The following is a 24,802-nucleotide window of genomic DNA, read 5'->3' on the forward strand; positions in this document are numbered from 1 at the left end:
AGAACCGTCTCACCCCTTCTGTAATATATCCTGAATTCTTGCTAGCTGTGTCCTTACGCTGCCGTCGAAAACCTTGCCGCCGATCTTGGTAACAACCCCGCCGATCAGCGAGGGGTCAACTTCAACTTTAAGCTCCACCTTCTTGCCGGTCGACTTGGCAAGGGCGCTCCTGATCTCTTCGATCTGGCTCGCTTCCAGGGGAAGACCCGAGGAAAGCGTCGGCCGGATGACTCCGGAAAGCTCGTCGGCGAATGCGCCGTAGCTCTCGGAGATCTGCGGCAGCACCGAGATGCGGCCGCGCTCCAGAAGGAGCATCAGGAGGTTGGAGATCATCGGGGAGAGCTGGAGTTTGGCTACCAGCTCCTTCATAACCTCGCGCTTCGACTCGATGCCGTAGGCGGGGTTGGCGAAAACCGCCGAGAGATCGCGGCTGTCCGTGAGGAGAGCGCTGAAACGGGTCAGCTCAGCGTTGAAGCTGTCCACGCTCCCGGCTTCCGAGCCAAGCTGCACGAGTGCCTTGGCGTAACGTTTGGCTATAGCGTTCGTACTCAATGTAGAGTCACCACCTTGGAGATATATTCGCCCACCAGCTTGTCCTGGTCGCCTTTTGCAATGTTCTTAACGATCTTCTGCTCGGCCAGTTCGACCGCGAGCTTGGCAGCCTCGGCGCGAAGCTCTGCTTTGGCCTTCAGCACTTCCTGTGCGGCGGAGGCTTCGGCCTGGGCCTTGATCCTGGCGGCCGCGTCGTTCGCCTCGGCGATGATGCGCTCTTTCTCGAGCTCCCCTTCGCGCTTCATGTTGGCCGAGATCACTTCGATCTCCTTGTTGGCCTGGTCCAGGCGCTGGGAGTACTCGGCGAACTTCTTCTCGGCTGCCTCTTTGGCGGCGACCGCTTCCTGCAGGGTCTTCTCGATGCCGGAGCGGCGAGCGGCGAGCGAGCCCTTCACGTCGGCCTTCTTGAGAGCCCAGACCGCGATGGCGACCAGGAGGGCGAAGTCGATCGTGCGCCACATGAAGTCTTTCATCTGCGCGCCGGAGTTTGCGTGGTGCGCCCCGCCTTCGGCAGCTTCCTGAGCGAAGCCCAGGGCCGCGAGGCCGAGGATCATGACGCAGACGGAGAGGGTGGTAACGAAACTTTTCTTATGCATGCTAGAGACTCCTCCCCAGAACTTTTTCGCAGATATCGGCGGACAGGGTCTCGGCGCTTGCGGTGAGAAGACGGCGTGCGTCCTCGGTCTCCTGGGCAACCTTCGCCTTGATGGAGGCGAGGCTCGCGCCGGCTTCGGAACGCGCCTTGTCCAGGATGGCGGCCTCCTGCTGCTGGGCCTCCTTCTTCAGTGCGCCACGCTCGTCGGCGGCACCGGCGCGGATCTCGCGCATGCGTGCCTCGTAGCCGGCCATTTTCTCCTGCACTTCCCGGTCGACCTCGGCGCTCTTTTGCTTTGCGCCGTTGATCTGGGCGGAGCGCTCGGCGAGCTGTTTCCTGATCGGCTTGTAGAGGAAGGCGTTCAGGAGCAGCACGAGAACCAGAAAGTTCACCAGCTGGAATACAAATGCGATGTCTAAATTGATCACCAAACCACCTCTATTCGAACATTTTTAAAGACGTATACGTCTTAGGCTGTAGCTGGGTCCGCGCAAAACAGGTGATAGCTACCACATAAATCCTTTTTGTGTCAAGCGATTTATCCCTTGGGATGAAGAATTGTATACAGTTTCGTCAGCTGCAGAGGAGGCTGAGCGGGGCGACTTTGCTGTGACAGTGGGCGCTGTAGCTGGAGACAGAGGGCACTCTTGCAAGTGGCATCAACCGGTTGCTATGAGCAAGTTCAAAACAGTTTTTGGCAAACGTATGACAATTTACTGCAGCCAACTTTTCCCTCTGCCAAATGGAGAATCACAGACTGAACATTCCGTCCCTCCCCTCTCCCAAAGGGCGAGGGGAGACAAGCAGCTTTCCTCTCCACATTACTGAAAGAGTTGGGGAAACATGCGGAAGACGAGGCATGGGTTGAGGCTCGTTCCAATCGAATCGAGACGGCGCGCTACAGGTTCAGGAGTTCCACGATCCTGGCGAGTTCCTTCTGGTCCGCGTAGCTTATCTCCAGCTTGCCGCCGCGCCCGGAACTCTTCAGGGCGACCTTGGCTCCGAAGAAGCGCTGCATCCGGTCCATGAGGTCCTTCTGGTCCGGGCTCTCGACAGGCTTCTGGGGCTTTTTCGCCGGTCCCGCCTTCTTGCGCTTGACCAGCGCCTCGGTCTCGCGCACCGAGAGGTGGTTCTTGACGATCTCGTCGCGGGCCGCCTTCTGCTCCTCGGGGTCTTCCAGGGTGAGGAGCGCGCGGGCGTGCCCCATGGAGATGCGGTCTTCGGCCACGTCGCGCTTGATCTCGGCGGGAAGCCTCAAAAGCCTCAGGGCGTTGGCAATGGTCGAGCGCTCCTTGCCGACCCTCTTGGCCAGTTCCTCCTGCGAGAGGGAGAAGCGCTCCAAAAGCGCATGGTACGCCTCGGCCTCCTCGACCGCGTTCAGGTCCTCGCGCTGGATGTTCTCGATGAGCGCCATTTCCAGGGCGGTCTCCTCGGAAACGTCCTGGATCACCACCGGGACCTCGCGCAGCCCAGCCTTTTGTGCGGCGCGCCAGCGGCGCTCGCCGGCGATCAGCTCGTAGTGCCCCGCCTTCTTGAGCACGACCAGGGGCTGGATGATCCCCTTCTCGCGGATGGAAGCGGCGAGCTCCTCCAGCTTCTCGTTGACGAAGGTCTTTCTCGGCTGTTCCTTGTTGGGCCTGATCTCCTCGATCGGGCAGGAGAAGTACTTCTTGCCGTGGTCCTCCACGACCGGGAGCAGCGCCCCCATCCCCTTGCCGAGCCCCATCTTCTTAACCATGTGACACCTCCCGTCCGATGATTTCCTTGGCCAGGTCCATGTAGCTCGTGGCCCCCCTGGAGGTTATGTCGTACAGGCAGATCGGCTTGCCATGCGAGGGGGCCTCGGAGAGACGAACGTTCCTGGGGATCACCGTCTGCAGGGTCTCCTTGGCAAAATGGGTGCGGATCTCCTCGCCCACCTGGCGCGACAGGTTGTTTCGCGCGTCGAACATGGTGAGCAGGATCCCTTCTATGATGAGGGAGCTATTCAGCCCCTGCTGGATCAGGTTGATGGTCTTCAAAATCTGCGAAAGCCCTTCCATCGCGTAGAACTCGCACTGCAGCGGTATCAGCACGGAATTGGCTGCGGTCATCGCGTTGATGGTGAGGAGGTTCAAAGAGGGGGGGCAGTCGATGAATATGTAGTCGTAGGAGTCGGAAACGGAATTGAGGATCCGCTTGAGCTTCCTCTCGCGGTCGGTGACGCTGACCAGCTCCAGTTCGGCGCCCGCGAGGTCGGAGGTCGCCGGGAACAGGTGCAGGTAGGGAAGTTCGGTGCGCTGGATGATCCTTGCCGCGGGCGCGTCATCGATGAGCGCGTCGTAGATGCTCTCTTCGAGCAGTTCCTTGTCCGCGCCGACGCCGCTCCCCGCGTTCCCCTGCGGGTCCATGTCCACCAGGAGCACCCGGCGTTCGGCGACAGCCAGCGAGGCTGAAAGGTTGACCGCCGTCGTGGTCTTTCCCACGCCACCCTTTTGATTCGCCACACAGATGATCTTAGCCATGTTTTCTTCTCGATATGGAGTTGATTCGGGTATTAAAGAACATTCAAAGCAGGGAAAACTACCATACTGCCGACTCTATGGAAAGCGTTTTTCTTCATAGCGGCGGTAACCGTTCCTTGACTTTGGTCAAGGCGGCTGTCTGGAAGCGGATATATCCTATCTCGGCGAAAGTTGTTTTCGGCCTAAGACACCCGTCAGGGTTCACTATGAGAACTTAGCAAAGGAGAGCAGATGAAGAAACTGATTCCGGCATTGGCAATGCTGCTGGTTGCGTCCGCAGCTTACGGCTACGAGTGCAAGGTCTGTCACAGCAAGAACCCCGCTATGGTGCGCATGCACAAGGCGCTGCAGGGAAGAAACTGTTTCGACTGTCACAAGATGGGCGAGAAGCTGATGGGTAAAGGTATTCCCAAAGACAAGGCTGCCCAATTGAAGCGCCGCGAGAGCGAGCAGATCTGCTTCGAGTGCCATAAAAAGCCGTAGTTTCGACAAATTCAGAATTTAGACCGGTCAACCTCAGGCCGGTCCTTGCCCCTCACCCCTCGTTGCCCTCCTGGCCCTGGTGAGGGGCCTTTTTTTACCCACCGTAGCCTTTGGCGAAGGTGGGTTGCGCATCCCCACTCCTTGGCTATACTTTCCCCTTTAGTCAATGAGATTAGGAGGATGCATGACCCGCCCCGCAGACCTTCCCATCCGCGTCAAATTCTTCGGACTGATGTCGCTACTTTTAATCGCCCTCTTGCTGGCAAGCGGCCTCTTCATCTACAACCGGCAGAAAGAATTCATCGTCAGGTTCGCCGTCGACAACGCCCGCAGCTTCGCCACCACCGTAATAGAGACGCGCGAGTACATGTCCTCCGTGGTCAGGGGGGAGCCTGAACAAAATTACAACCTGGTGCCCCAGGTGGTGGCCACCCAGGTCGCGAAAAGGGTCACCCAAAACAGCAAGTTCTACGTGCGCCAGGTCTCGCTGCGCTACCGCAACCCCGGCAATAAACCGGACGCCTACGAGACAAAGCAACTGCAGTACTTCATCAACAATCCCAACGCCGAGGTCTACGACATCGTGCAAAGCGGCGAGATCAGCCTCTTCCGTTACCTGCAGCCGATGCGCGCCACCGCCTCCTGCCTCGAATGCCACGGCAGCTACGAAACCGCACCCGATTTCGTGAAGAAGCGCTTCCCCCCCGGCCACTATTCCTACAACTACAAGGTGGGCGAGGTGATCGGGGCGGTCTCGGTCAGCATCCCGGTCAAGGACCTCTACGCCCAACTGGGCGCAAACCTCAAACTCGACCTCCTCTTCCGTGGCATGGTCTACGTGATCGTCACCCTGGTGATGGGATTCATCATGAGCCGCCAGATCCTGAATCCCATCAAGCTCCTCTCCGAACGCATGATCTCGGTGACCCGCACCGGCAACTTCAAAGACAAACTGCCGCAGAAGACCAAGGACGAAATCGGCATGCTGATCGGCTCCTTCAACGAGATGATGGACGAGCTCTCCAGCCGCACCGTCCAGTCGAAGGAGGCGGACGAGCGCTACCGCCGCTTCATCGAGGTGGCCGCCTCGGCGGTGATCACCTTCCTCAAGGACGGCAAGATCGTCATCGCCAACCAGAAAGCCGAGTCCCTCTTCGGGCGCTCGCGGCAGGAACTGCTGGGGGAATCGATCTTCGGCTTTCTGGAGGAGGGGGCCGCGCTCAAGGAGAGGCTTTCCACGCAGGCGGAGTTCCGGGACGAAGCCTCCCGCCAGATAGTCAACGGCGTCGGCGGGAAACGGACGGAAGTGGAGATGGTGCTCTCCGTTTCCAGGACGGACCGGGAGCCGATGTTCACCGCCATTCTCAGGGAGCGCAGGGGATAAGGGCGCGGCCGCGCGGGAAAGTTTGCAGCGCGGCTGCCGATTATGCTAGAGTGTGCCGATCATCGGCAAGGAGAACTCATTAAATGGCCAAAGCAGGAAAAGAATTGTACGTCGGAAGCCTGTCCTACGACGCTACGGAATACGATATTCACAAGATGTTCTCCGTCTCAGGGACGGTAACCTCCGTTCACCTGATCACGGATGCTGTCACCGGAGAGTTCAAAGGGTGCGGCTACGTCAGGATGTCAACCGAGGCCGAGGCCAAGGACGCCATCGATTCGCTGGACGGAGCGTGGCTCCTCGACAAATCGATCACCGTATCCTACGCGAACCCCCAGAAGATGAAGCCCGGCGGGGGCGGCGCCAAGGCGCTTCCGAAGCGGTGGGGCAAGAGCGCTGCGGAAAAGGCTGCAGCAGGCAAAACGGCTGCTCCAAAAGCCGCGGCTCCCAAGGCCGCAGCGGCAAAACCCGCTGCAGCGAAACCTGCAGCGCCTAAGCCGGCAGCTAAACCAGCTTCCTCCCGTCCCGCAGGTTCAAGACCCGCAGCTTCGAAGCCGGCCTCTTCAAGACCCAGCTCCGCGAAACCCGGCAGCAGATCCGGAAAGCGGTAACAGAAATCCCCCCTGCCTCCCTTTGCGAAGCTGCTTCTAAGAATTCCGGTGAACTTCGGGTCCCTCCCCCTCTGGGGGAGGGACAAGGTGAGGGAGACGCCACGAAGACAAGAGCTTGCCCGGGGCACCGCCCTCACCCCCTCTCCTCTCCCAAAGGGCGAGGGGAGACAGGCGGCCTTAAAACAACCCACCTTCCCTTCTAACCAGCTTCAGTCTATACTACGCCTCATGATTACTCAGGCGATGATCGAGAACTTCCCCCCCTCCCCCGGCGTCTACCTCATGAAGAGCGCCGACGGCACCGTCATCTACGTCGGCAAAGCGCGCAACCTCAAGAAAAGAGTCCGCTCCTACGCGGGAGACACCCGCGATTCCCGGGTCCACATCCGCTTCATGGTGCAACTTGTCCATTCGGTCGACTACCTGGTCACCGACACGGAGAAGGAAGCGCTCATCCTCGAAAACACGCTGATCAAGCAGCACCGCCCCAAGTACAACATCAACCTGCGCGACGACAAGACCTACTTCTCGCTGCGCATGGATATGAAAGAACAGTTCCCGCGCCTATCCATCGTCCGGAAGATCCCCTCTGACGGCGCGCGCTACTTCGGCCCCTACGCCTCGGCCACCGCCGCCAAAGAGGTGCTGAAGCAGCTCTACAAGATGTTCCCGCTGCGCCACTACCCGCTTGCCACCTGCATGGCCAGAAAGCGCCCCTGCCTGTACCACCAGATCAAGCAGTGCTCCGCCCCTTGCTGCGGCCTCATCTCGGCCGCGGAGTATGCGGCGCTGGCCCAGGGGGCCACACTCTTTCTGGAGGGGAAGAACACCGAGGTGGCGCGGCTGTACCGGTCCAAGATGAACCTGGCCTCCGAACAGATGCGCTACGAGGACGCGGCCCGCTACCGGGACCTGCTGCGCGCCATCGAGGTGACGGTCGAGCGGCAGAAGATGGTGGCGCAAAGCGGCGACAGCGACGTCTTCGGCTTGCACCGCGAGGCGGACCGGATGCAGATTGCCCTTTTGCACATCCGCGGCGGGACCCTGACCGGCGGGCGGAGCTTCCTCTTCGACTGGGAACTGGAGACCGAGGAGGGACTGGCCTCCTTCCTGAACGAGTACTACGACCTGGACGCGCCTATCCCCCCCCAGGTGCTGATACCGGTTCCCATAGCCGAGCCCGCCGCGCTGGAGGAGCTTCTTTCCGAAAAAGCGGGGAAGAAGGTGACCATCGCGGTGCCGCAGCGCGGCCCGAAACTCGAAATGGTGAAACTCGCCGGGAAGAACGCCGAGACCGCTGCCCAGGAGCGCCTGGCGCGGGAGAGTTCCTCGGCGACGCTTCTGACCGAACTGGCCGAGAAACTGAACCTGCCGCGCCCCCCGAGGAGGATCGAGTGCTACGACATCTCCAACATCCAGGGGGAGATGGCGGTCGGGAGCCGGGTGGTCTTCATCGACGGCAGGGCCGACAAGTCCTTGTACCGGCGCTACCGGATCAAGGGGGTGCTGCAATCGGATGACTTCGCCATGATGCGCGAGGTCCTCTCGCGCAGGTTCAAGGCCGAAAGCAGCGAAGAGAAGCCGGACCTGATCGTGGTCGACGGGGGTCTCGGGCAGCTGGGCGTCTTGAACGCGGTGCTCGACGAGCTTGAGGTCACCGGGGTCGAGGCGGCGGGGCTCGCCAAGAGCCGCGTGGCCCGCGACATGGAGAGCGAAGAGATCGAACGCAGCGACGAGCGCGTGTTCCGCCCCGGCCGCAAGAATGCCATTGCGCTCAGGCAGAGTTCCGCCCCGCTACTGCTCCTGGTGCGCATCAGGGACGAGGCGCACCGGTTCGCCGTCACCTACCACAAGGACGTGCGCAGCAAGGTCCTGACCGGGTCCGAGTTGGACGGAGTCGCGGGTATCGGCGAGAAGAGGAAGAAGGCGCTGTTGAAGCATTTCGGGAGCTTGAAGCGGGTGAAAGAGGCGACGCTGGAAGAGCTGAAGGGCGCGCCCGGGATGACCGAAAGCGCGGCGAAGGCGTTGGTGGAGCGGTTGCATGGCAGCCCCCTCCCCAACCCTCCCCCTCCGGGGGAGGGAGCGATGGACAACGACTAACCCCTCCCCCTCCGGGGGAGGGAGCCCTGCCGCAAATAAGAAGGGGGCGCCGGTTTTTCCGGCGCCCCCTTCTTCGTTCATTATCTCAAGCCCTCTCCTACTTCCCTTCTTGGATCCCTACTTCCCTTTCTTCAGATCGAAAAGGATCAGCTTGGCTACGGCCTTCAAGGTTTCGAAGACCCCCTCGCCGGTGGTGGCGCAGGCCTCGAATTCCGGGACGTTGGTGGGGTTCAGCTCGCGGCGCAGTTCCTCCACGGAGAGGATGTTGGGGAGGTCGCGCTTGTTGTACTGGACCACGTAGGGGATCTTGTCCAGATCGTACCCCTGCTCGATCAAGTTTATGCGCAGGTTCTCCACGCTCTCGACGTTGGCGTCCATCCGCTCTTCCTGGGAGTCGGCCACGAACACAACGCCGTCCACCCCCTTGAGGATCAGTTTCCTGGAGGCGTCATAGAAGACCTGGCCGGGGACCGTGTACAGGTGGAAGCGGGTCTTGAAGCCGCGGATCTCGCCCAGCGCCAGGGGGAGGAAATCGAAGAAAAGGGTACGTTCGGTCTCGGTGGCGAGGCTGATCATCTTCCCCTTCGCGTCCGGGGCGGTCTTCTGGTAAACGAACTGCAGGTTGGTCGTCTTCCCGCACAGCCCAGGGCCGTAATAGACGATTTTGCAGTTGATTTCACGGGAAGCGTAGTTGATGAATGACATCCGACGTTACCTCTTATAGTTGATGCATCACACTGGTTACTATGGGGCGGGCCATGCTTTAGCTGAACAGGTTGTCGATATCGTCGTCGGTGATCTCGGCAAAGGGGAATTCGCTGTCGCCGCTTTTCTCCTTCTCCTCGCTCTTCTGCATCAGCCTGCCGAATATCGCCGAGAGTTCCTCCGAAGACTTCTTCACCCTGAGCCGCACCAGCCCCAACGAAGAGCGGGTATCGAACAGCACCACGAGAATGACCCTGCCGGCAACGATGGAGATGTGGAGGTTGTCCTTCTCCCCCTCATGGAACAGGATGGAGAATTCCTTTTCGCCGATCAGTTTGGCCAAGCCTCCGGTGGCGGCGATGTTCCCGGCGGTGAGCGAAGCAAGCGAGGTGGTGTCGAAGCGCTCTGTTTCGCCGCAGCCGGTGATGAGCTGGCCGTTTTTGTCCACCAGGAAAATCACCTTGGCGTTTGCTTCCCGGAGAAGCTTTTCGATCACAGCGTTTATCTGCTTGAATTCCTCGTCGTACATAATCAACTGAGGATTCGCCATGGGTGACTCCTTGGGGGGTACTGAATTTTTCCGCGAAAGCTATTCTATAACAGAAGCTATCAGCCATTTCAAGGTAATTGACCTCAGCAATAACCGCTTCTTACACGCCTGCAACCCGCTTCGCCGCCTCCAGGAGCCTGGCCACCAGCTCCGGTTCCCTCGCCTCGCTGTACAGCCTCAGCACCGGCTCTGTTCCCGAAAGGCGGATCAAAAGCCACGCCCCGTCCTCCAGGATGTACTTGAAACCGTCGCTGAAGTTCGTCGCCGCCACACGGTGCCCGGCGATGACGTCGACGGCGTCGCCGCCCAGGCGCTCCAAGAGCCGCTGCTTCGCCGCCGCCGAGATGGGGACGTCGATGCGGCGGTAATAGAAGTGCCCTATCTCCTCCATGGTCTCCTCAAGGAGGGCCCGCAGCCCCTTGCCGCTCATGGCCATCGCCTCCAGAAGCAAGAGCGCCATCAAGATGCCGTCGCGCTCCGGGATGTGCCCCTTTACCCCGAGCCCGCCCGACTCCTCGCCACCCATCAGAATGTCGTGCTCCAGCATCACCTCGCAGATGTGCTTGAACCCGATCGGGGTCTCGAAGAGCTGCAGGCCATACTTTTCGGCCAGCCGGTCGATCATCTGAGTGGTCGAGACCGTCTTCACCACCCCTCCCCGCAAACCCTTCCTCTCGTAGAGGTGACGGAGCAGCACGGTGAAGATCCGGTGCGAGGAGAAGTATTTGCCCCGCTCGTCGACGGCGCCGATACGGTCGGCGTCGCCATCGAGAGCGAGTCCCACCTGGAAGAAACCGTCGGCGACCACCTGCGACAGCTCCCCCAGGTGCTCGGCGATCGGCTCGGGAGGATGGCCGCCAAAGGCAGGGTTCTCGCTGCCGTGAATCTCGACGACGCCGGGCAGCAGGCGCGGCAAAAGGCCGCACCCCGCGCCGAACATCGGGTCGACCACCGCCTTGATGCCGCTGGAGCGGATCAGCTCCAGATCGACGTACCTTGCCAGCTGCGCCAGATAGGGGGCGCAGGCATCGAAATATGCGATTTTTCCCGACTCCAGCCCCTCCGCCAGCGTTACCGCCTGCACCGGGCGCTTCTCCGCCATGTTGCGAGCCACCATCTGCTCCAGAACCTTCGTGGTGCTGGGCCTCGCCGAGCCCCCGAAGCCTTCCTTTATCTTGAAGCCGTTGTAACAGGGGGGGTTGTGGCTGGCGGTGATCATGATTCCCGCGCCCGCCCCCCCCTCATGGACCGCCCAGGAGACGGCCGGAGTCGGGGCGTAGCTTTCGGAGAGGCGGGTCGCGATCCCGTTTGCCGCTGCGATCCCCGCTACCCTTTCGGCGAACTCCCGCGACAGGAAGCGCCTGTCGTATCCGACCACCAGCCCCTTTTGCGCCACTCCCTGCTCATGCATGTAATCCATGGTGGCCTGCGCCACGAGGGATAGGTTCTCGAAGGTAAAGGTGTCCGCGATCACGCCGCGCCAACCGTCGGTACCGAATCGGATCTGCAAAGGTAGAATCCTCCATATAAGCTAATGTTCGGCATTTTCCACAGCGATGGCTGCTCTGTCAACCTTTACTTGCCCTAATGCAATCCGAATTGGTTGACCGCCTGTTTCGATTGGCTTATAAATGGCCAATACAAATTTATCTGAAAGGGAGGAACTACATGCTGAAAAGAATCATGCTAATCGCGGTCCTGGTAATTTGCTTCGCCGGCAGCGCATTCGCTGCCGAAACAAAGAACCCGGTCGTGGTCATTGAGACCAGCCAGGGGAACGTGAAGGTGGAACTGTTCGAAAAGGAAGCTCCCTTGACCGTGAAGAACTTCCTGGAGTACGCGAAGAGCGGGTTCTACGAGGGGACCATCTTCCACAGGGTCATTCCCGGCTTCATGATCCAGGGCGGCGGGCTCACCAAGGACATCGCCCCCAAGGCGACCCGTGCACCCATCAAGAACGAGGCCAATAACGGCCTGAAGAACGACCGCGGGACCCTGGCAATGGCGCGTACCGGCATGGTCGATTCGGCTACCTCGCAGTTCTTCATCAACGTCGTGAACAACGGCTTCCTGAACCACAACCCGGCCGGCGGCCAGAGAACCTTTGGCTACGCCGTATTCGGCAAGGTGCTGGAAGGGATGGACGTGGTAGACAAGATCGCCGCCACCCCGACCGGGATCAAGAACGGCATGCCGGACGTCCCGGTGACGCCGGTAGTGATCCAGAGCGTAAAGGTAGTGAAGTAGCAAAAAGGGGCGCCTCGCGGCGCCCCTTCTCATTTCGTCATCTCCCCTTGCGCTGCGCTAGCAGCATCACGTTTCCCGCCATGAAGAACAGCGCCCCGAGAAGGGCCGCCCAGGCACCCGGCTCGCGGTGGATCTCGACGAGAGCCATCGGCACCGGGCTGAGCGCCACCTCTTTGAGGTAGATGCCGTACCCCTGGTGGAAGACCGGTTGGTTCGGCTGCACCTCCTCTATCCTTCCTTTTACCCGCAGCTGCGCGCGGTAGGAGCTGAGCATCCCCATCTGCCCCACCTCACCGGAGATCCTCTCCAACAGCACCTGGTCGCCGTCCGGAAAGCCGATCGTCCCTCCCTCCGTCAGCTGCATCTGCTGCTTATACCCTCCGTAAGAGGAGAAGAGGTGGGCGATCACGACGAGCAGGAATCCCGCGTGCATCAGGTGCGGAGCAATGCTGCGCCCCTTCTTCCTCAGGGCGTCGATGCTGCAAATAAGAGCGTTCAGGAAGAGGACGGCCAGAAAGACGATGCAGAGCCAGAGCCACCAGGAAAGCGAGAGCGGCGCCCGTTGCAGCCAGAAGAGAAGCGGCATCTCATTGATGCCCGACTCGCTGGCGCGGGTGAAAGAGCCGAGCGCCAGGGTGAGCATGACGCCTGTCATGAGCCACAGGCCGAGGTTGAGAGAAGTCAGAAAAGAGTATATGGGTTTCAGCACTTTTACACTCCCAAAAGTCAAATGCATCGCACGCGGATGACGCGGATAAAACGGATTATCGCGGATAAGACCTAAAGCTGGAGGGTTTAATCCGCCTTTATCCGCGTCATCCGTTCAATCCGTGTGCGATGCCGTTGTTTGTAAAAATAATTCTTTTGAACTCCGGCTTCTTTCCGAAGTTCAGGAGCAACCCTACTTCTTTATTTGAAGCCTTGAGATAATTTGTTAGTTGCGCATAGTGCTCATTACGAATGGCTTCTGCAGCTTTAAGCTCCAGAATAATTACATCTTGAACTAAGACATCGGCAAAATAATCTCCAACCAGTATGCCGTCGTAGTAAACAGGAACCTGTATTTGCTGCTTCACCTCGAGCCCTAACTTCGTCAGCTCGATCGTGAGGGCGTTTTCGTAAACCTTCTCAAGAAACCCGAAGCCGAGAGTATTATAAACGTTGTAAAACGCGTTCAGTATCTTGTCAGTAATGCTTTCGTGAATCATTTCAACCTCCCGCAAGAGAAAGTAGAAAAGATTCTACCGTACAAATTCAGATGCATCGCACACGGATGACGCGGATAAAAAACGATTACCGCGGATAAGACCTAAAGCTGGAGTGTTTAATCCGCCTTTATCCGCGTCATCCGTTCAATCCGTGTGCTACGCCTCTAAAAGCTATGCGAGCTACGCATCAGCAAGCTGACGCCAAGGTAGGTGAAAAGGGTCACGAAGAAACCGACGATCCCCATCCAGGCGAAGCCGCGGTCCCAGGACTGCCCCTTGAGGCGCAGGTGCAGGTAGAGCGAGTAGTAGACCCAGAGGATCGATGTCCAGAATTCCTTCGCGGTCCAAAGCCAGTAGGTTCCCCAGGCGTAATATCCCCAGATCCCCCCGGATATCATGGAAAGCGAGAAGAAGGTGTACCCCACCAACGCCGCCCGGTACTGCAGGTCCAGGACCTGCCTTTTCCCCTGCATCAGGAACACCACGCCGAAGAGCGCAGCGATACCGAAGAGGGCGTAGGCGAAGAAGGCAAGCGCCACGTGCAGTTCGAACCAGTAGGTGTCCAGGACGGGGGGAAGCGGCATGTTCAGCGTAGGGAAAGGTGTCGCCAGGAGCGCGAAGAGACCGGCGAAGACGCCGGTGCCCCAGGTGAAGAAGCGCTCGTTCGCGGCCGCGCGGGCGTAGACGAAGGGAAGCGCCATGAGTCCGATGGAGCTGGAGAAGAAGGCGAGGGTGTCCTGCGGCCCGATCAGCGGCAGCCTTCCGAGCGCGAGGCCGCGCGAGCCCAAGTACACAAGGCCGGCGGCGAGCGCTGCCAGGAACACGGGGCGCTTGAAAGAAGCGAGATAGAGGACCGCGGAGCTAATCAGAAGCCACTTCATCACAAAACCCTCAAAACCATTAACAAGGAGAACATCTGATGACATCTGAGAAAAAACTAAAAGGAGAAAACCTTCAAACCTAAACCTTTAGCCACGGAGAAAATCTGAGAACTGTGAGAAGCAAAGCCTTTAAAGGTTTAACCCTTTCTTTTTGCTTCTCTCCGGTGTGCCTATGCTCAGATTTCCTCAGATTTCCTCCTTGTGAGAGGTTTGGTTTTACTTGTAGCTCTTCCGACGGAAGAGGCCGGTCTTCAGCGAGGCGATGCGGTCCAGGAACAGCAGACCGTCCAGGTGGTCCAACTCGTGCTGTATGGCGACCGCCTCGAAGCCGGAGGCCTCGAACTCCCGGACGGTACCGTCGGGCTCGGTGAAGCGAAGCGTAAGCTCGGTAGAGCGCTCGACGTCGCCGGTGTAATCGGGGACACTCATGCAACCCTCGCGCATCACGGCGGCGCCGCTTCGGGCCAGGATCTCCGGGTTTATCATCAACAGCAGCCCGTGGTTGTTGTCCTTGCCGTGACGGTTCTTGGAGACGTCGATGACGCAGACGCGCAGCGATACGCCGATCTGGGGGGAGGCGACGCCGACGGAACCCGGCCCGGCATGCATGGTGTCCACAAGGTCGTCCACCAGCTGGCGCACCCAGTCGTCGATCTGTTCCACTACCTGGCAAGGGGTCTTCAGTATCTGGTTCGGGTAGGTGACTATATTTCGAACTGCCATATCGTCAGAGCGAGACCGGTGTGATAAGCCGCACCGAAATCTCCACACTCAACTCCTTTTTCAGTTTTTCCAGCAGGTTGGTGACGTCTTCCACCGCCATACCGGTGGGAAGTGCCGCTTCCAGTACCAGCACGTAGACGGGCTCCTCGGGCGTCCCGATCAGCTTGGTGTTGAGGTCGGCGATGCTCACGCCGCGGTCGGCGAGCTCGCGGGTGACGCGGTAGACGATGCCGGATTTGTCGCTGCCGTACACCGAGATCAGGCAGAGCTCCCCTTCCGGTCCGCGGTAGCAGACCTCGTCTTCCTTCAAGGTCCGGATGAAGGCGGAAAGGCCCGTGTTGGCGTTCTTGGCCGCGAACTCCGCCTCCAGCTGCTTCTTGGAGAAGGGCTTTTCGTGGGAAACGATCAGGATCATGGCGAACTCGCCCCCCAGCATGGTGCAGCTGGAGTCTTCCACGTTGCAGCCGAGCCTGTAGAGGACCTCGGAGGCGTCCGCGACGATGCCGGTGCGGTCCTTGCCGATGATGGTCACGGCGAAATGGGCCAAATTGGGCTTGCGGCAAAGGTTCATTGTTTCTCCTTCTAGTTGTTCCCGAAGGTTCGATCCCTCAGATCTTATTGATAAATACTTCGCGCGGCTTACTGGTGCCGTCGGAGGGGCCGATGACCCCTTCCTGCTCCATCTTCTCGATGATGCGGGCGGCGCGGTTGTAGCCGATGCGCAGGCGGCGCTGGATCATGGAGATGGACGCCTGCTTCGCCTCGGCCACCAGTGCCAGCGCGTCGTCGTAGCGCTCGTCAAGCTCTTCCTCGTCGTCGCCTCCTCCCTTCTCGTCGGAGGCCTTCATCTCGAGGATCGACTTCTCGTAAACCGGCTTCCCCTGCTTCTTGAGGAACTCGACCACGCGCTGCACCTCTGCGTCGGAGACGAAGGCGCCATGGGAGCGGAGCATCTTCGAGGTCCCCGGCGGGAGGAAGAGCATGTCCCCCGCACCCAGAAGCGACTCGGCGCCATTGCCGTCCAGGATGGTGCGCGAGTCGATCTTAGAGGAAACCTGGAAGGAGATCCTCGCCGGGAAGTTCGCCTTGATCAGACCGGTGATGACGTCGACCGACGGGCGCTGGGTGGCGAGGATCAGGTGGATTCCCGCGGCGCGCGCCATCTGCGCCAGCCGGGCGATGGATTCCTCGATCTCGCGGCCGGCGACCATCATCAGGTCGGCAAGCTCGTCGACGATGACCACGATGTAGGGGAGATGCCCGTGCTCCAGCTGGTCTTCCTTGGCCAGGAAGGCCTGGATCGCCGCCTCGCGCGCCTCCATGTCCTCCGGATCCTCGAGATGGTCTGCCTCCTCGATCTCCTCGACCACCACGGTCTCGCGCGCCTTGTTCTCGGCGACTTCCTTCTCTTCCCGCTCCAGCTCCCTGTTGTAGGAGTCGATGTTCCTGACCCCCTTGTCGGCCATGAGCCTGTAGCGGCGCCCCATCTCCTCGACCGCCCACTTGAGCGCGAGCGCCGCCTTCTTCGGGTTGGTGACCACCGGCAGCAAGAGGTGCGGGATACCCTCGTACACCGAGAGTTCCAGCATCTTGGGGTCGACCATGATGATCCGGACGTCGGTCGGGGTCGAGGTGTAGAGAAGCGAGAGGATCATGGTGTTGATCGCCACTGACTTGCCCGAACCCGTCGCGCCCGCGACCAGAAGATGCGGCATCTTGGCCAGATCGGTAACCAGCGGATTCCCCGCGATGTCCTTTCCGAGCGCCAGCGGGAGCTTCATCTTCCCCTTGTGGAACTCCTCCGAGTTGAAGATCTCCTTCAAGGAAACCATCTCCCGTTCGCGGTTGGGAAGCTCGATACCGACGACACCCTTGCCCGGAATCGGCGCCACGATGCGGATGGAATGGGCCTGGAGCGCCATGGTGAGGTCGTCCTGGAGCCCGGCGATGCGGCTTACCTTGATACCGGGGCCCGGGGAGAACTCGTACATGGTGATGACCGGGCCGGGGCAGATCTCCACCACCTCACCGTCGACGCCGAAGTCCTTCAGCTTCTTCTCCATGAGCTTGGCGTTCATGGTCAGGGTCTCGCGGTCCTGGCGCTTGCCCGCCTCGGGAACCGGATCGAGCAGGGAGAGCGGCGGGGTGCGGAAGTTCCCCTCCACCTTGATGAACTCGAACGCCTCCTGGACCGGCGCGGTCTTCTTCTCGTCCTGCTTCTTCTCCTTCTTCACGTTCGGGGCGGGAACCGGCGGCGCAACCACGGCCGGCTTTATCACCGGCGCCGCATGAGGCTTCGTCTTCTCCCCTTTATCCCCCTTCTCCTTCTTCTCCGCCGCGAGTTCCTTATTCAGCGCCTGGCGCTGCTTGTGCTTCGCCCACCGCTCCTTCAGCGCCGTCACCCACCAGTTGGCGAAGAGGACGAAGGAGAAACGGGACAGGAGCATGGCGGAGGCCGCCAGCATAGGGAGGAGGATAAGGAGCGCCCCGAACTTCCCGAAGCCGCGCTTCAAAAGGTCCGCGCTTTGGTAGCCGACGAAGCCACCGCTGGGAACCCTCTGCCCCAGGAACTCGGTGAACTGCAGGTTGAAGGCGAAGAGCCCCGACACCGAGACCACGAGCAGGACGAAGCCGACTCCCTTATAGCGGCGCCACCGGATCGGGTCCGGCCCGAAGGCCCGGTAGGTCAGGTAGATGAGAGTGCAGGGGAAAATATAAGAGGCGAGCCCGAAGAGTTGCAGGAAAACGTCCGCCAACTGCGCGCCGAAGCGTCCCCCGAGGTTATGGGTCTGCATCGAGGTGGACACGCTGTTGAAAGAGAGGTCCTCCCCGTTGAACGAGGCGAGAGCGACGCTAAGGAAGATCCCGGCGACGGCGAACGCCATCCCCTTCATCTCCTTCGTCACTTTCTCTTTCTTTTCTATCTTCTCGTCTGTCGCCATAGTCTAAAAATCCGTTAGTTGCGATTCAACGTTCAACGTTCGATGCTGGACGTCTGTAGGTAGCTCATTTCTCCTGGCTTGGGACAGCACCGTACGAAGGTTCACGCCAGAGGCAGAATTCAACGTTGAACATTGAACCTAGAACGTTGAACGGGTTCTCACATCTCCAACACGAGCGGCAGTATCACCGGTCGCCTTTCCAGGGTCTTGTTGAAGAGCCGGCGCAGCACGCGGCGCACCTCCAGCTTCACCTCGTTCCAGTCTGTCATCACCTCGGGGGTGACCAGCGCCAGCGTATCTAGCACGACCTTCTTCGCCTCTTCCAGGTACTCCTGGCTATCGTCCTCGAAGACGAAGCCGCGTGAAACGATGTCGGGGCCGTAGATGATCTCGCCGGTGGTCTGGTTGATGCCGATGATGACCACCACCATTCCATCTTCGGAGAGATGCTTCCGGTCCTTAAGCACTACGTTGCCGACGTCCCCTACCCCTTTGCCGTCCACGAAGACGCGGCCGGTGCTGACCTGGTCCACGATGCACGCCTCGTCCCCGGCAAAGAGGATGACGTCGCCGTTGACCGCGAGGATGCAGCGCTCCTCGGGAGTGCCGACCTTCTGGGCCAGTTGGGAGTGCTTCACCAGGTGCCGGTATTCGCCGTGCACCGGGACGAAGAAGCGCGGCTTCACCAGGTTGTGCAGGAGCTTCAACTCCTCCTGGCTGGCGTGGCCGGAGACGTGAACCTCGGAAACCTTCTCGTGGATCACCTCGGCGCCGCGCCGGTACAGGTGGTTCATCAGGTCCGATATGGTCTTTTCGTTGCCCGGGATAAAGCGGGAGGAAAGGATGACCGTATCCCCGCGCTCCAGCTTGATCTGCTTGTGATCGTCCATGGCGATCCGGATCAGCGAACTCCTCGGCTCCCCCTGGCTCCCGGTGGTGATCATGCAGACCTGCTCCTTGGGGAGCCTGGGAAGCTCCTTCAGGTCGATCAGTATGTCGTCCGGGATCTTCAGGTAGCTCAATTCGCGCGCGATCTGCACGTTGCCGATCATGGAGCGGCCGTTCAAAAGCACCTTCCTGCCGCTTTTCTCCGCCGCGCGCACCACCTGCTGCACACGGTGGATGTTGCTGGAGAAGGCGGCGACGATGACCCTGCCGGCGCAGGCCGGGAAGATCTCCTCGAAAGCATCCCCCACCAGCCGTTCGGAAAGCGTGTACCCCTCGCGCTCGATGTTGGTCGAGTCCGCGAAGAGCGCGAGCACCCCCTTCTCGCCGTAGCGGGAGAAGGTCGCGAGATCGGTCAGTTCGCCGTCGACCGGTGTCTGGTCCAGCTTGAAGTCGCCGGTGTGTATCACCACCCCTTCCGGGCAGCTTAGGGCCAGGGCGCAGCCGTCGACGATGGAATGCGCGACCCGGATGAACTCGACCTCGAAAGAGCCGAGCTGCACCGTGTCCCGCGGCTTGACCACCCTCAGGTCGACCTTTTGATCCAGCTCGAATTCCTTGAGCTTTTCCTTCACGAAGCCCAGGGTCAGCGCCGTCCCGTAGATGGGGGGATTGATATCCCTAAGCACGTAGGGAAGCGCGCCGATGTGGTCCTCGTGGCCGTGGGTGAGCAGGATGGCGCGGATGCGGTCCGCCCTCTCGATCAGGTAGCCAATGTCGGGGATCACCACGTCAATTCCCAGCATGTAAGGCTCGGGGAACATGAGCCCGCAGTCGACGATGACGATGTCGTCGCCGTACTCGAAGGCCGCCATGTTAAGGCCGATTTCTCCTAGTCCTCCCAGTGCTACAAACTTAAGCCCGGTACTCTCTGTGCTGGTTTCTTCCAAAAATTATCCTTTTTCTTTGTATCCCACGCGGGAATGCTTGCCCTTCTTTAGATCTCTACCGCTGCGCCGGCTGCAGCTGCACCAACTGCGCGATCCGTGTGTCGCAACGCTTGATCCAATCCTCGCCCGGTGAGTAGATGCCGGCCGTCGCAAGAAACGAGCTTCGCAGCGCGCGGTAAGCAATAAGCGCGCGGGGGATGTCGTTGCTGCGCTCGGCGGCGTCGCCGATGGCCCACAGCTTCTGGGCGCTCTTTTCGACCACCGAGCTCCACGGGGTGTACATGTGGATGGCCGCCTCGTAGCCGGCCACGGCGGCGGTGAAGTTCCCGGTAGCCGCAGCCTGCTCCCCCTTTTTGAATTGGGCGTGCTGCCGGTACAGCGTGTTTCCCCAGATGAGGACCAGCGATATGAGCGCGATGGCGGCGATGTTAACCGCTACGGTTTTTACCTTTTCCATGTGTTACTTCCTGTTCGTCCGGTGCAGGGAATCATCCCTGAAAGAAGTGGGGCGCCACCGTAAGCAGCGTGCCGAGCAGAAAGGACGCCACCCCCGCGAGAACCGCCAGTGCCGCCAGGATATCGAAAGGCTTCCGCAAGCGATGGGACGCGGGAAATCCCCAGCAGACAAGGGCTATGCCCGCCGCGGCGAGCGCCAAATAAGCCATCACCATTTAGTCAACCTCCAACTTTGCCGCGATAGCTTCACGCACCTGCTCCATAAGTTCACCCTCGGCACCCCGCTTCACCTCGATCGGCGCGCCGAAAGCCACCGAAATAGTCCCCGGCCGCAGTTCCAGCTGGTTGCGCGGGTTTATCGCCCGGCTGCCGTTAATGGTGAAAGGAACGATAGGGACCCCCGCCATGCCGGCGAGCATGAATGCCCCGCGCTTGAATGGGAGGAGCAATCCGTCCTGAGTGCGGGTTCCTTCCGGGAAGATCACCACGCTGGCTCCCGAGGCGATCCGCTCCGCCGCCTGCTTCATGCTTTTGAGCGCCTTCCTGCCGCCGCTTCTGTCCAGGGGGATGTATCCCGCCCGTCTCATGGCCGCGCCGAATACCGGCACCTTGAACAATTCCTCCTTGGCAACCCAGGAGAAAAGGCGCGGCACCGCGAGCGTCAGTGCGAAGATATCGAAGTTCCCCTGGTGGTTCCCCATGTAGATGACGGGCCCCTCAGTAGGAACGTGGTTAAGGCCGTTCACTTCAAGCCGGATGCGGGCCGCTGACAGGGAGCCGAAGCTCCAGATCCTGGCGCAGGCGTGTCCGGCCCGGCCGGAACCGTCGAAAAGCCCCCCGATCACCGCGGCGAGGCTGCATAACAGGGTGTACGGAACGAAGAAAAGTAAGTAGATACAAGCTCTCAGCATGACCGGCTAAGTTACTTTTTTTTATCATAGGAGTCAAACCAATTATCGGTAGACCCATACACGAACCCGCGCCAGCTCCAGCTTGCGCGAAATATGTAGCTGTGACACAGCGATTTGAGCAAGGCAAAGGATTAGGGTAAATCAACATTGCCATTTAAGCGGTGCATTAATCGATGCCTGGAAGTTAAAAGTCCTGCGATAACGGATGCTTCACACTGCAGAACATTGACGTGAAGATTGCCGGAATTTCCCCGAATCATCTGGGACTGGCACCTCGCCTTACTCTGTGTCCTCCGTGAACCTCAGGGTCCTCTGTGTTCCGCCTTCGGTTTTGTTCCTCCGGAAAATATTGCTTTTCTAGAGGCGGGTTTTGATGTAGCATCGGCGCTCAATATTCAAGCGAAAAGGAGAAAGCATATGGCAAGTCTGAACAAGGTGATGCTCATCGGGAACCTGGGGAAAGACCCCGAGGTGCGCTACACCGCCGGCGGCACCGCCGTAGCATCCTTCTCCCTCGCCACCACCGAGAAGTTCAAGGGCAAGGACGGCAACTGGGAAGAGAAGACCGAATGGCACAACATCACCCTCTGGGCGCGTCTTGCCGAGATCGCCGGCGAGTACCTTTCCAAGGGGAAGACCGTATATATCGAAGGGCGTCTGCAGACCCGCAAGTGGACCGACAAAGAAGGCAAAGACAGGTACACCACCGAGATCGTAGGCGAGAAGATGCAGATGCTTTCCGCCAAAGGCGAAGGCGGCGGCGGTGGTCAGCGTCAGTCCAGGCCGCAGCAAGATTACAACCAGGGCGGCGGTTACGAAGAGCCGGTATTCAACCCGGACGACGAGATCCCCTTTTAGACCTATAAACGAAAGAATAAAAGCCGCTACCGCCAAGGTCGCGGCTTTTTTGTTTTAAAAAAATTGGCTGTTTCCGGGAATTCAGTAATGTGTCCACGGAACTCAGAGAGGGGACGAGGGCAATTTCCCGTCAATTAGGTCGTTGTGGCTGGAAAGGAGTGAAGTATGGATGTTTTGGCGTTATGTTTATCGATCATTAACATCATAGTCTTTGGCATATTAACCCTCTTCGGCAAAAGCTTCCTGACCTCATACTTTAACGAGAAAGGGAAAAACCTTGCCTCCAAGGAGGATATTCATGAAATAACTGACAAAGTGGAAAGTATAAAATCTCAATATCTTATTGATCTTGAGCAGGTGAAAACATCCTTGCAGTCAGAGATTGCCTTTCTACAAAAAAGAAGGCAAGTATATGAAGACATAGCGGGAGCCTTGAGAATTTTCATATCAGGAAATGCAGCAGGGCAAGAAGAGCAACAAAATTTTCTTCAGGCATATGCGATTGCTTGGCTTTGGGCACCAGATACGGTTTTGAACTCACTGAATGAGTTTATGAAAAAGCAGGTAATCATTGCACAGCAACCGACAGCATTTCCACAGACAGATTTGAAAAGGCTTTATGCTGCCTGCATCCTCGAAATGAGGAAGGATGCCGGTTTTCCGCAAAGCCAGGTCCTTACCGACGACTATCAGTTTTTCAACTTTTTACAAAACGCACAACCAGCGGCGACAACGGTCTCCGCTAGCGCTCCGCCGCTGGCGCCTTGAGACATTGGTTGAAATTGATTAAAACTTGATTTTGTAACGGTCGAACTGCCGGTTTGTGTCACATAAGTATCAAACACACATTGAGAATACTGGGGCTATTGATGAAAAATGATAGATCGACCTCCACCGCATCTTGGCTTGTTCCAAGTATAGCCGCAATCTTTGCAGTTTTTTTTACATTTTGGTTGCAAAAAAACTTCTCAGAGAAAGCAGATGTCAGGTATTCCTTATCCTCTCCTATCTCAACGAAAATGCTTAATAGCTCAGAGCAAAATTCCATACAGGAGATTATGGTCAAGAATATTGGTGATGCTCCTGCAAAAGATGTTGTTTTTGGTTCTGAGTTTCCAGTTCTCGGCTATGAAATTCATCGTTCAGTTGAAACGGACAAAATTGAAGAGTATTTTAAGGAAGGCAAACTTGAAGTAAGGTACTTAGATTTAAGGCCAAGTGAAGCTTTTCGCGTCGTAGTCAAATCAAGAGATCCATTACCCGCTTCTAGCATAGAGTTAAAGCATAGCCAGGGAATTGGTAAAGATATTTTCGCAAAAGCTAATCCCATAACTGGATTTCTTTCAGGTAGTTCATTATTTATTATTTATATTTTGGGGTGGGGATGGTTTATGTGGAAAAATGCCCCCTTAGAATGGGATGCAGATTTCAATCCTGATCGGCTTCTTAAGCGCTCGAAACCTTGGCACTTAAAACGGAAAAAGTGGATTTCTCTGGTTGGGAAAGCAATTGATAAGTATTTCTCTGACACTATTTCTACGCCTGCTATCACTAAATTGGCTGATCTTTACAAAAACAGAGGTTATAGGTACTTGAACTGCAACTCAGAATCTTTGTCAATTCCAAGTGAGCTAGCTGAACAAGCTGATAGAGCCGCAAGTAAAATATTTAAAACAGCTGTACTGCAAACCATAAAGTTTTCTACTGGCAAGGATGAAGCTTGCAAAGTCTTAGATCTACTTGTTTCATTTGACAAGAATGAATACTCAGAAATACGTGTTGCAGGGAGTAGGAGTTGGGTAGACAAAATGCTCGAAAGTTTTTCTCGAAAATCTGGCACTAAAATAAATAATATGATTGAGTTTTTTATTCAAAAACCAGAAGGTATAACACCAGACCATTGGGTTGAGTACGTAAAATCTCTTGAACAATATATTTACCGAAATATCGATTACTGGTTAAAAACAGACGACAACTTTGAAAGCGTGCTGAGCCAGGAATGGTTTCAATCACTTTCTACTGAGCTTAGGCTTAAGATTGAAAGGGCTATCTATGATTTTAAAATATCAAAGTTTCCAAGAAAGTTTTTCTCAGAAGATGATGCCAAGGATTTCATAAATAATTACGACTTTAGCTGGATGGATAAAGATGATAAGGTCAGACTCATAGGATTGGCAGAGGACTATATAAAGCTCATAAATGATAAACAAAATTACAATAAGCTTCTTGGTTTGCTAGAGAGTTTATTAAATAATACCGAAGTTATAATTAATTATCAAGACTTGCCCGAATCATTCGTTGAACCAATTCAGAAACTTGATGTTGAGATGGTGCAAAAAAGAAAAGAACTAATTGAAAAATCCAATGAACTTGCAGAAAATACTGTGTTCGTTCAACAAGCCAAAGCAAAAGTGGACCGACAACTCGAAATTATCCGTTCTGCCTTAAGTGGCAACGAAGGAGTTTTCAGTAGTATTGAATATCCAGAAGAGATTTTTGAACGAGTTAACGTTGAACAACTGCGTGAGGTATTCCGTCGGGTTACGTCGTAGGAAGTGACATTTGGCCTACGCCTACGGCGCGCGTCAAGCTAGTTGTCGCCTAGTCATGCTGCTACTTGAGTCTTGTTCTCTGCCTCCAAAGCAGCTGTGCTGACGATCGCTTCGCGTTCTGGATTGAGTGTGACTGGGCCTACTGGAGTCCAGTCACGAGTGTTGCCTGACCATCGACTTGGTTTGCTTTCTTTGGCCTTGATGTAGAGCTCGTGACGCGCCATGAGGATGTCCCTGTCCTGCGTGGCGTTGCGCAGGCGTGACATAGCGAATCCCGCTATGACGATGTTGTTCGAAGTTATACCACTGGACAAATTGCGCTCCCCAGAGGCGGGCTTCCTCAAGATCTGTGGATGAGGTGCGGCGCGTGTCAAGCTAGTTGTCGCCTGACCTATGCAGCGTTGACAGTTTTATTTTCTTCTTCGAGGACGACTTTGGTCACTACTGCCTCGCGTTCTGGATTGAGTGTCACGGCTGCCACTGGCGTCCAATCACGGGTACTACCTGACCACCGCCGAGGGTTCGCTTCTCTTGCTTTTCCATAGAGCTCGTGGCGAGCCCTGAGAATCTCAACATCCTCTCCGGCATGACGTTGAGCGGGGGTTACGTACTTGATGCCACTGTGTCGATGATCGAAGTTGTACCAGTGGACAAATCGCGCTCCCCAAAGCCGTGCTTCCTCTAGGTCCTTGAATCCGCCGGTTG

General features: G+C 57.6%; 26 protein-coding genes and 2 pseudogenes. 8 read left to right on the forward strand and 20 right to left on the reverse strand.

The genetic code is table 11. The features are described 5' to 3' along the window. Positions 1 to 9: 9 nt before the first annotated feature. The 5 genes from atpH to K419_RS0107770 all read right to left on the reverse strand — a co-directional run bounded on the left by atpH (position 10) and on the right by K419_RS0107770 (position 3,651). Positions 10 to 552: an ATP synthase F1 subunit delta gene (atpH, locus tag K419_RS0107750; RefSeq protein ID WP_012532379.1), complete on the reverse strand. Its 543-nt coding sequence runs from the start codon at positions 550 to 552 to the stop codon at positions 10 to 12. Further along, complete coding sequence (locus tag K419_RS0107755; RefSeq protein WP_012532380.1) at positions 549 to 1,148, reverse strand: F0F1 ATP synthase subunit B family protein; 600 nt, start codon at positions 1,146 to 1,148, stop codon at positions 549 to 551. Before K419_RS0107755 ends, atpH begins: the two co-directional genes overlap by 4 nt. Before the next feature lies 1 nt (position 1,149). Beyond that, on the reverse strand, positions 1,150 to 1,575 hold the full coding sequence (locus K419_RS0107760; protein WP_026841091.1) for a F0F1 ATP synthase subunit B family protein: 426 nt from the start codon (positions 1,573 to 1,575) through the stop codon (positions 1,150 to 1,152). A 470-nt stretch (positions 1,576 to 2,045) separates the two neighbouring features. After that, positions 2,046 to 2,885 carry a ParB/RepB/Spo0J family partition protein gene (locus K419_RS0107765; protein ID WP_012532382.1) on the reverse strand — a complete coding sequence of 280 codons (840 nt, stop codon included), beginning with the start codon at positions 2,883 to 2,885 and terminating at the stop codon, positions 2,046 to 2,048. Continuing rightward, entirely contained in the window at positions 2,878 to 3,651 is a 774-nt protein-coding gene (locus K419_RS0107770) for a ParA family protein (RefSeq protein ID WP_026841092.1), read from the reverse strand. The genes K419_RS0107765 and K419_RS0107770 overlap by 8 nt, the downstream gene beginning before the upstream one ends. A gap of 231 nt (positions 3,652 to 3,882) precedes the next feature. Between K419_RS0107770 and K419_RS0107775 the strand changes: the two genes are divergently transcribed. From K419_RS0107775 to uvrC, 4 genes are all read left to right on the forward strand, one after another. Then, a complete protein-coding gene (locus K419_RS0107775; protein ID WP_026841093.1) occupies positions 3,883 to 4,134 on the forward strand; it encodes a cytochrome c3 family protein in 252 nt (83 codons plus the stop codon). A 184-nt stretch (positions 4,135 to 4,318) separates the two neighbouring features. Continuing rightward, positions 4,319 to 5,518 (forward strand): Tll0287-like domain-containing protein, encoded by a 1,200-nt coding sequence (locus K419_RS0107780; protein ID WP_026841094.1) that lies wholly within the window; start codon positions 4,319 to 4,321, stop codon positions 5,516 to 5,518. 83 nt (positions 5,519 to 5,601) lie between these two features. After that, entirely contained in the window at positions 5,602 to 6,129 is a 528-nt protein-coding gene (locus tag K419_RS0107785; RefSeq protein WP_026841095.1) for an RNA recognition motif domain-containing protein, read from the forward strand. A 228-nt stretch (positions 6,130 to 6,357) separates the two neighbouring features. Then, positions 6,358 to 8,229, forward strand: coding sequence for an excinuclease ABC subunit UvrC (gene uvrC, locus K419_RS0107790; RefSeq protein WP_026841096.1), 1,872 nt, complete (start codon positions 6,358 to 6,360; stop codon positions 8,227 to 8,229). Between the two features lie 117 nt (positions 8,230 to 8,346). Here uvrC and K419_RS0107795 read toward each other — a convergent pair whose 3' ends face one another. The 3 genes from K419_RS0107795 to K419_RS0107805 all read right to left on the reverse strand — a co-directional run bounded on the left by K419_RS0107795 (position 8,347) and on the right by K419_RS0107805 (position 10,994). Next, complete coding sequence (locus K419_RS0107795) at positions 8,347 to 8,934, reverse strand: GTP-binding protein (protein WP_012532388.1); 588 nt, start codon at positions 8,932 to 8,934, stop codon at positions 8,347 to 8,349. Positions 8,935 to 8,992: 58 nt separating this feature from the next. Continuing rightward, positions 8,993 to 9,484, reverse strand: coding sequence for a roadblock/LC7 domain-containing protein (locus tag K419_RS0107800; protein WP_026841097.1), 492 nt, complete (start codon positions 9,482 to 9,484; stop codon positions 8,993 to 8,995). 100 nt (positions 9,485 to 9,584) lie between these two features. Continuing rightward, positions 9,585 to 10,994 (reverse strand): phosphoglucomutase/phosphomannomutase family protein, encoded by a 1,410-nt coding sequence (locus tag K419_RS0107805; protein ID WP_026841098.1) that lies wholly within the window; start codon positions 10,992 to 10,994, stop codon positions 9,585 to 9,587. A 158-nt stretch (positions 10,995 to 11,152) separates the two neighbouring features. On the opposite strand from K419_RS0107805, the gene K419_RS0107810 reads away from it, so the two are divergent. Further along, the gene (locus K419_RS0107810) at positions 11,153 to 11,731 is read left to right on the forward strand and encodes a peptidylprolyl isomerase (protein ID WP_026841099.1); all 579 of its coding nucleotides are present in this window, start codon (positions 11,153 to 11,155) and stop codon (positions 11,729 to 11,731) included. A 37-nt stretch (positions 11,732 to 11,768) separates the two neighbouring features. On the opposite strand, the gene K419_RS0107815 is transcribed toward K419_RS0107810, so the two are convergent. From K419_RS0107815 to K419_RS0107860, 10 genes are all read right to left on the reverse strand, one after another. After that, positions 11,769 to 12,440 carry a cytochrome c biogenesis protein ResB gene (locus tag K419_RS0107815; protein WP_026841100.1) on the reverse strand — a complete coding sequence of 224 codons (672 nt, stop codon included), beginning with the start codon at positions 12,438 to 12,440 and terminating at the stop codon, positions 11,769 to 11,771. A 106-nt stretch (positions 12,441 to 12,546) separates the two neighbouring features. After that, positions 12,547 to 12,939, reverse strand: a complete 393-nt coding sequence (locus tag K419_RS0107820; protein ID WP_026841101.1) for a GxxExxY protein — start codon at positions 12,937 to 12,939, stop codon at positions 12,547 to 12,549. Between the two features lie 164 nt (positions 12,940 to 13,103). Then, complete coding sequence (locus K419_RS0107825; protein ID WP_026841102.1) at positions 13,104 to 13,820, reverse strand: cytochrome c biogenesis protein; 717 nt, start codon at positions 13,818 to 13,820, stop codon at positions 13,104 to 13,106. A gap of 216 nt (positions 13,821 to 14,036) precedes the next feature. Continuing rightward, the gene (def, locus tag K419_RS0107830) at positions 14,037 to 14,543 is read right to left on the reverse strand and encodes a peptide deformylase (protein ID WP_026841103.1); all 507 of its coding nucleotides are present in this window, start codon (positions 14,541 to 14,543) and stop codon (positions 14,037 to 14,039) included. A 4-nt stretch (positions 14,544 to 14,547) separates the two neighbouring features. Then, the gene (locus tag K419_RS0107835; RefSeq protein ID WP_026841104.1) at positions 14,548 to 15,114 is read right to left on the reverse strand and encodes a glycine cleavage system protein R; all 567 of its coding nucleotides are present in this window, start codon (positions 15,112 to 15,114) and stop codon (positions 14,548 to 14,550) included. Between the two features lie 37 nt (positions 15,115 to 15,151). Further along, positions 15,152 to 17,485, reverse strand: a complete 2,334-nt coding sequence (locus K419_RS0107840; protein WP_026841105.1) for a DNA translocase FtsK — start codon at positions 17,483 to 17,485, stop codon at positions 15,152 to 15,154. A gap of 158 nt (positions 17,486 to 17,643) precedes the next feature. Then, on the reverse strand, positions 17,644 to 19,320 hold the full coding sequence (locus tag K419_RS0107845) for a ribonuclease J (protein WP_026841106.1): 1,677 nt from the start codon (positions 19,318 to 19,320) through the stop codon (positions 17,644 to 17,646). Between the two features lie 55 nt (positions 19,321 to 19,375). Next, positions 19,376 to 19,777 (reverse strand): tetratricopeptide repeat protein, encoded by a 402-nt coding sequence (locus K419_RS0107850; RefSeq protein WP_026841107.1) that lies wholly within the window; start codon positions 19,775 to 19,777, stop codon positions 19,376 to 19,378. Between the two features lie 31 nt (positions 19,778 to 19,808). Further along, positions 19,809 to 19,991 (reverse strand): hypothetical protein, encoded by a 183-nt coding sequence (locus K419_RS0107855; RefSeq protein WP_012532399.1) that lies wholly within the window; start codon positions 19,989 to 19,991, stop codon positions 19,809 to 19,811. Next, entirely contained in the window at positions 19,992 to 20,687 is a 696-nt protein-coding gene (locus K419_RS0107860) for a lysophospholipid acyltransferase family protein (RefSeq protein WP_026841108.1), read from the reverse strand. A gap of 417 nt (positions 20,688 to 21,104) precedes the next feature. On the opposite strand from K419_RS0107860, the gene K419_RS0107865 reads away from it, so the two are divergent. The 3 genes from K419_RS0107865 to K419_RS23485 all read left to right on the forward strand — a co-directional run bounded on the left by K419_RS0107865 (position 21,105) and on the right by K419_RS23485 (position 24,097). Next, a complete protein-coding gene (locus tag K419_RS0107865; RefSeq protein ID WP_026841109.1) occupies positions 21,105 to 21,545 on the forward strand; it encodes a single-stranded DNA-binding protein in 441 nt (146 codons plus the stop codon). A gap of 165 nt (positions 21,546 to 21,710) precedes the next feature. After that, positions 21,711 to 22,313 carry a hypothetical protein gene (locus tag K419_RS21755; RefSeq protein WP_051292920.1) on the forward strand — a complete coding sequence of 201 codons (603 nt, stop codon included), beginning with the start codon at positions 21,711 to 21,713 and terminating at the stop codon, positions 22,311 to 22,313. Between the two features lie 101 nt (positions 22,314 to 22,414). Continuing rightward, a complete protein-coding gene (locus tag K419_RS23485; protein ID WP_156912186.1) occupies positions 22,415 to 24,097 on the forward strand; it encodes a hypothetical protein in 1,683 nt (560 codons plus the stop codon). 53 nt (positions 24,098 to 24,150) lie between these two features. Here K419_RS23485 and K419_RS23490 read toward each other — a convergent pair. Both K419_RS23490 and K419_RS23065 read right to left on the reverse strand, forming a co-directional pair. After that, a pseudogene (locus tag K419_RS23490) lies at positions 24,151 to 24,445 on the reverse strand (hypothetical protein); the annotation flags it as partial. Between the two features lie 43 nt (positions 24,446 to 24,488). Beyond that, positions 24,489 to 24,802: pseudogene (locus K419_RS23065) on the reverse strand (integrase core domain-containing protein); the annotation flags it as partial.

It is taken from the genome of Citrifermentans bremense R1 (assembly GCF_000426865.1).
Lineage (GTDB): Bacteria > Desulfobacterota > Desulfuromonadia > Geobacterales > Geobacteraceae > Geomonas > Geomonas bremensis.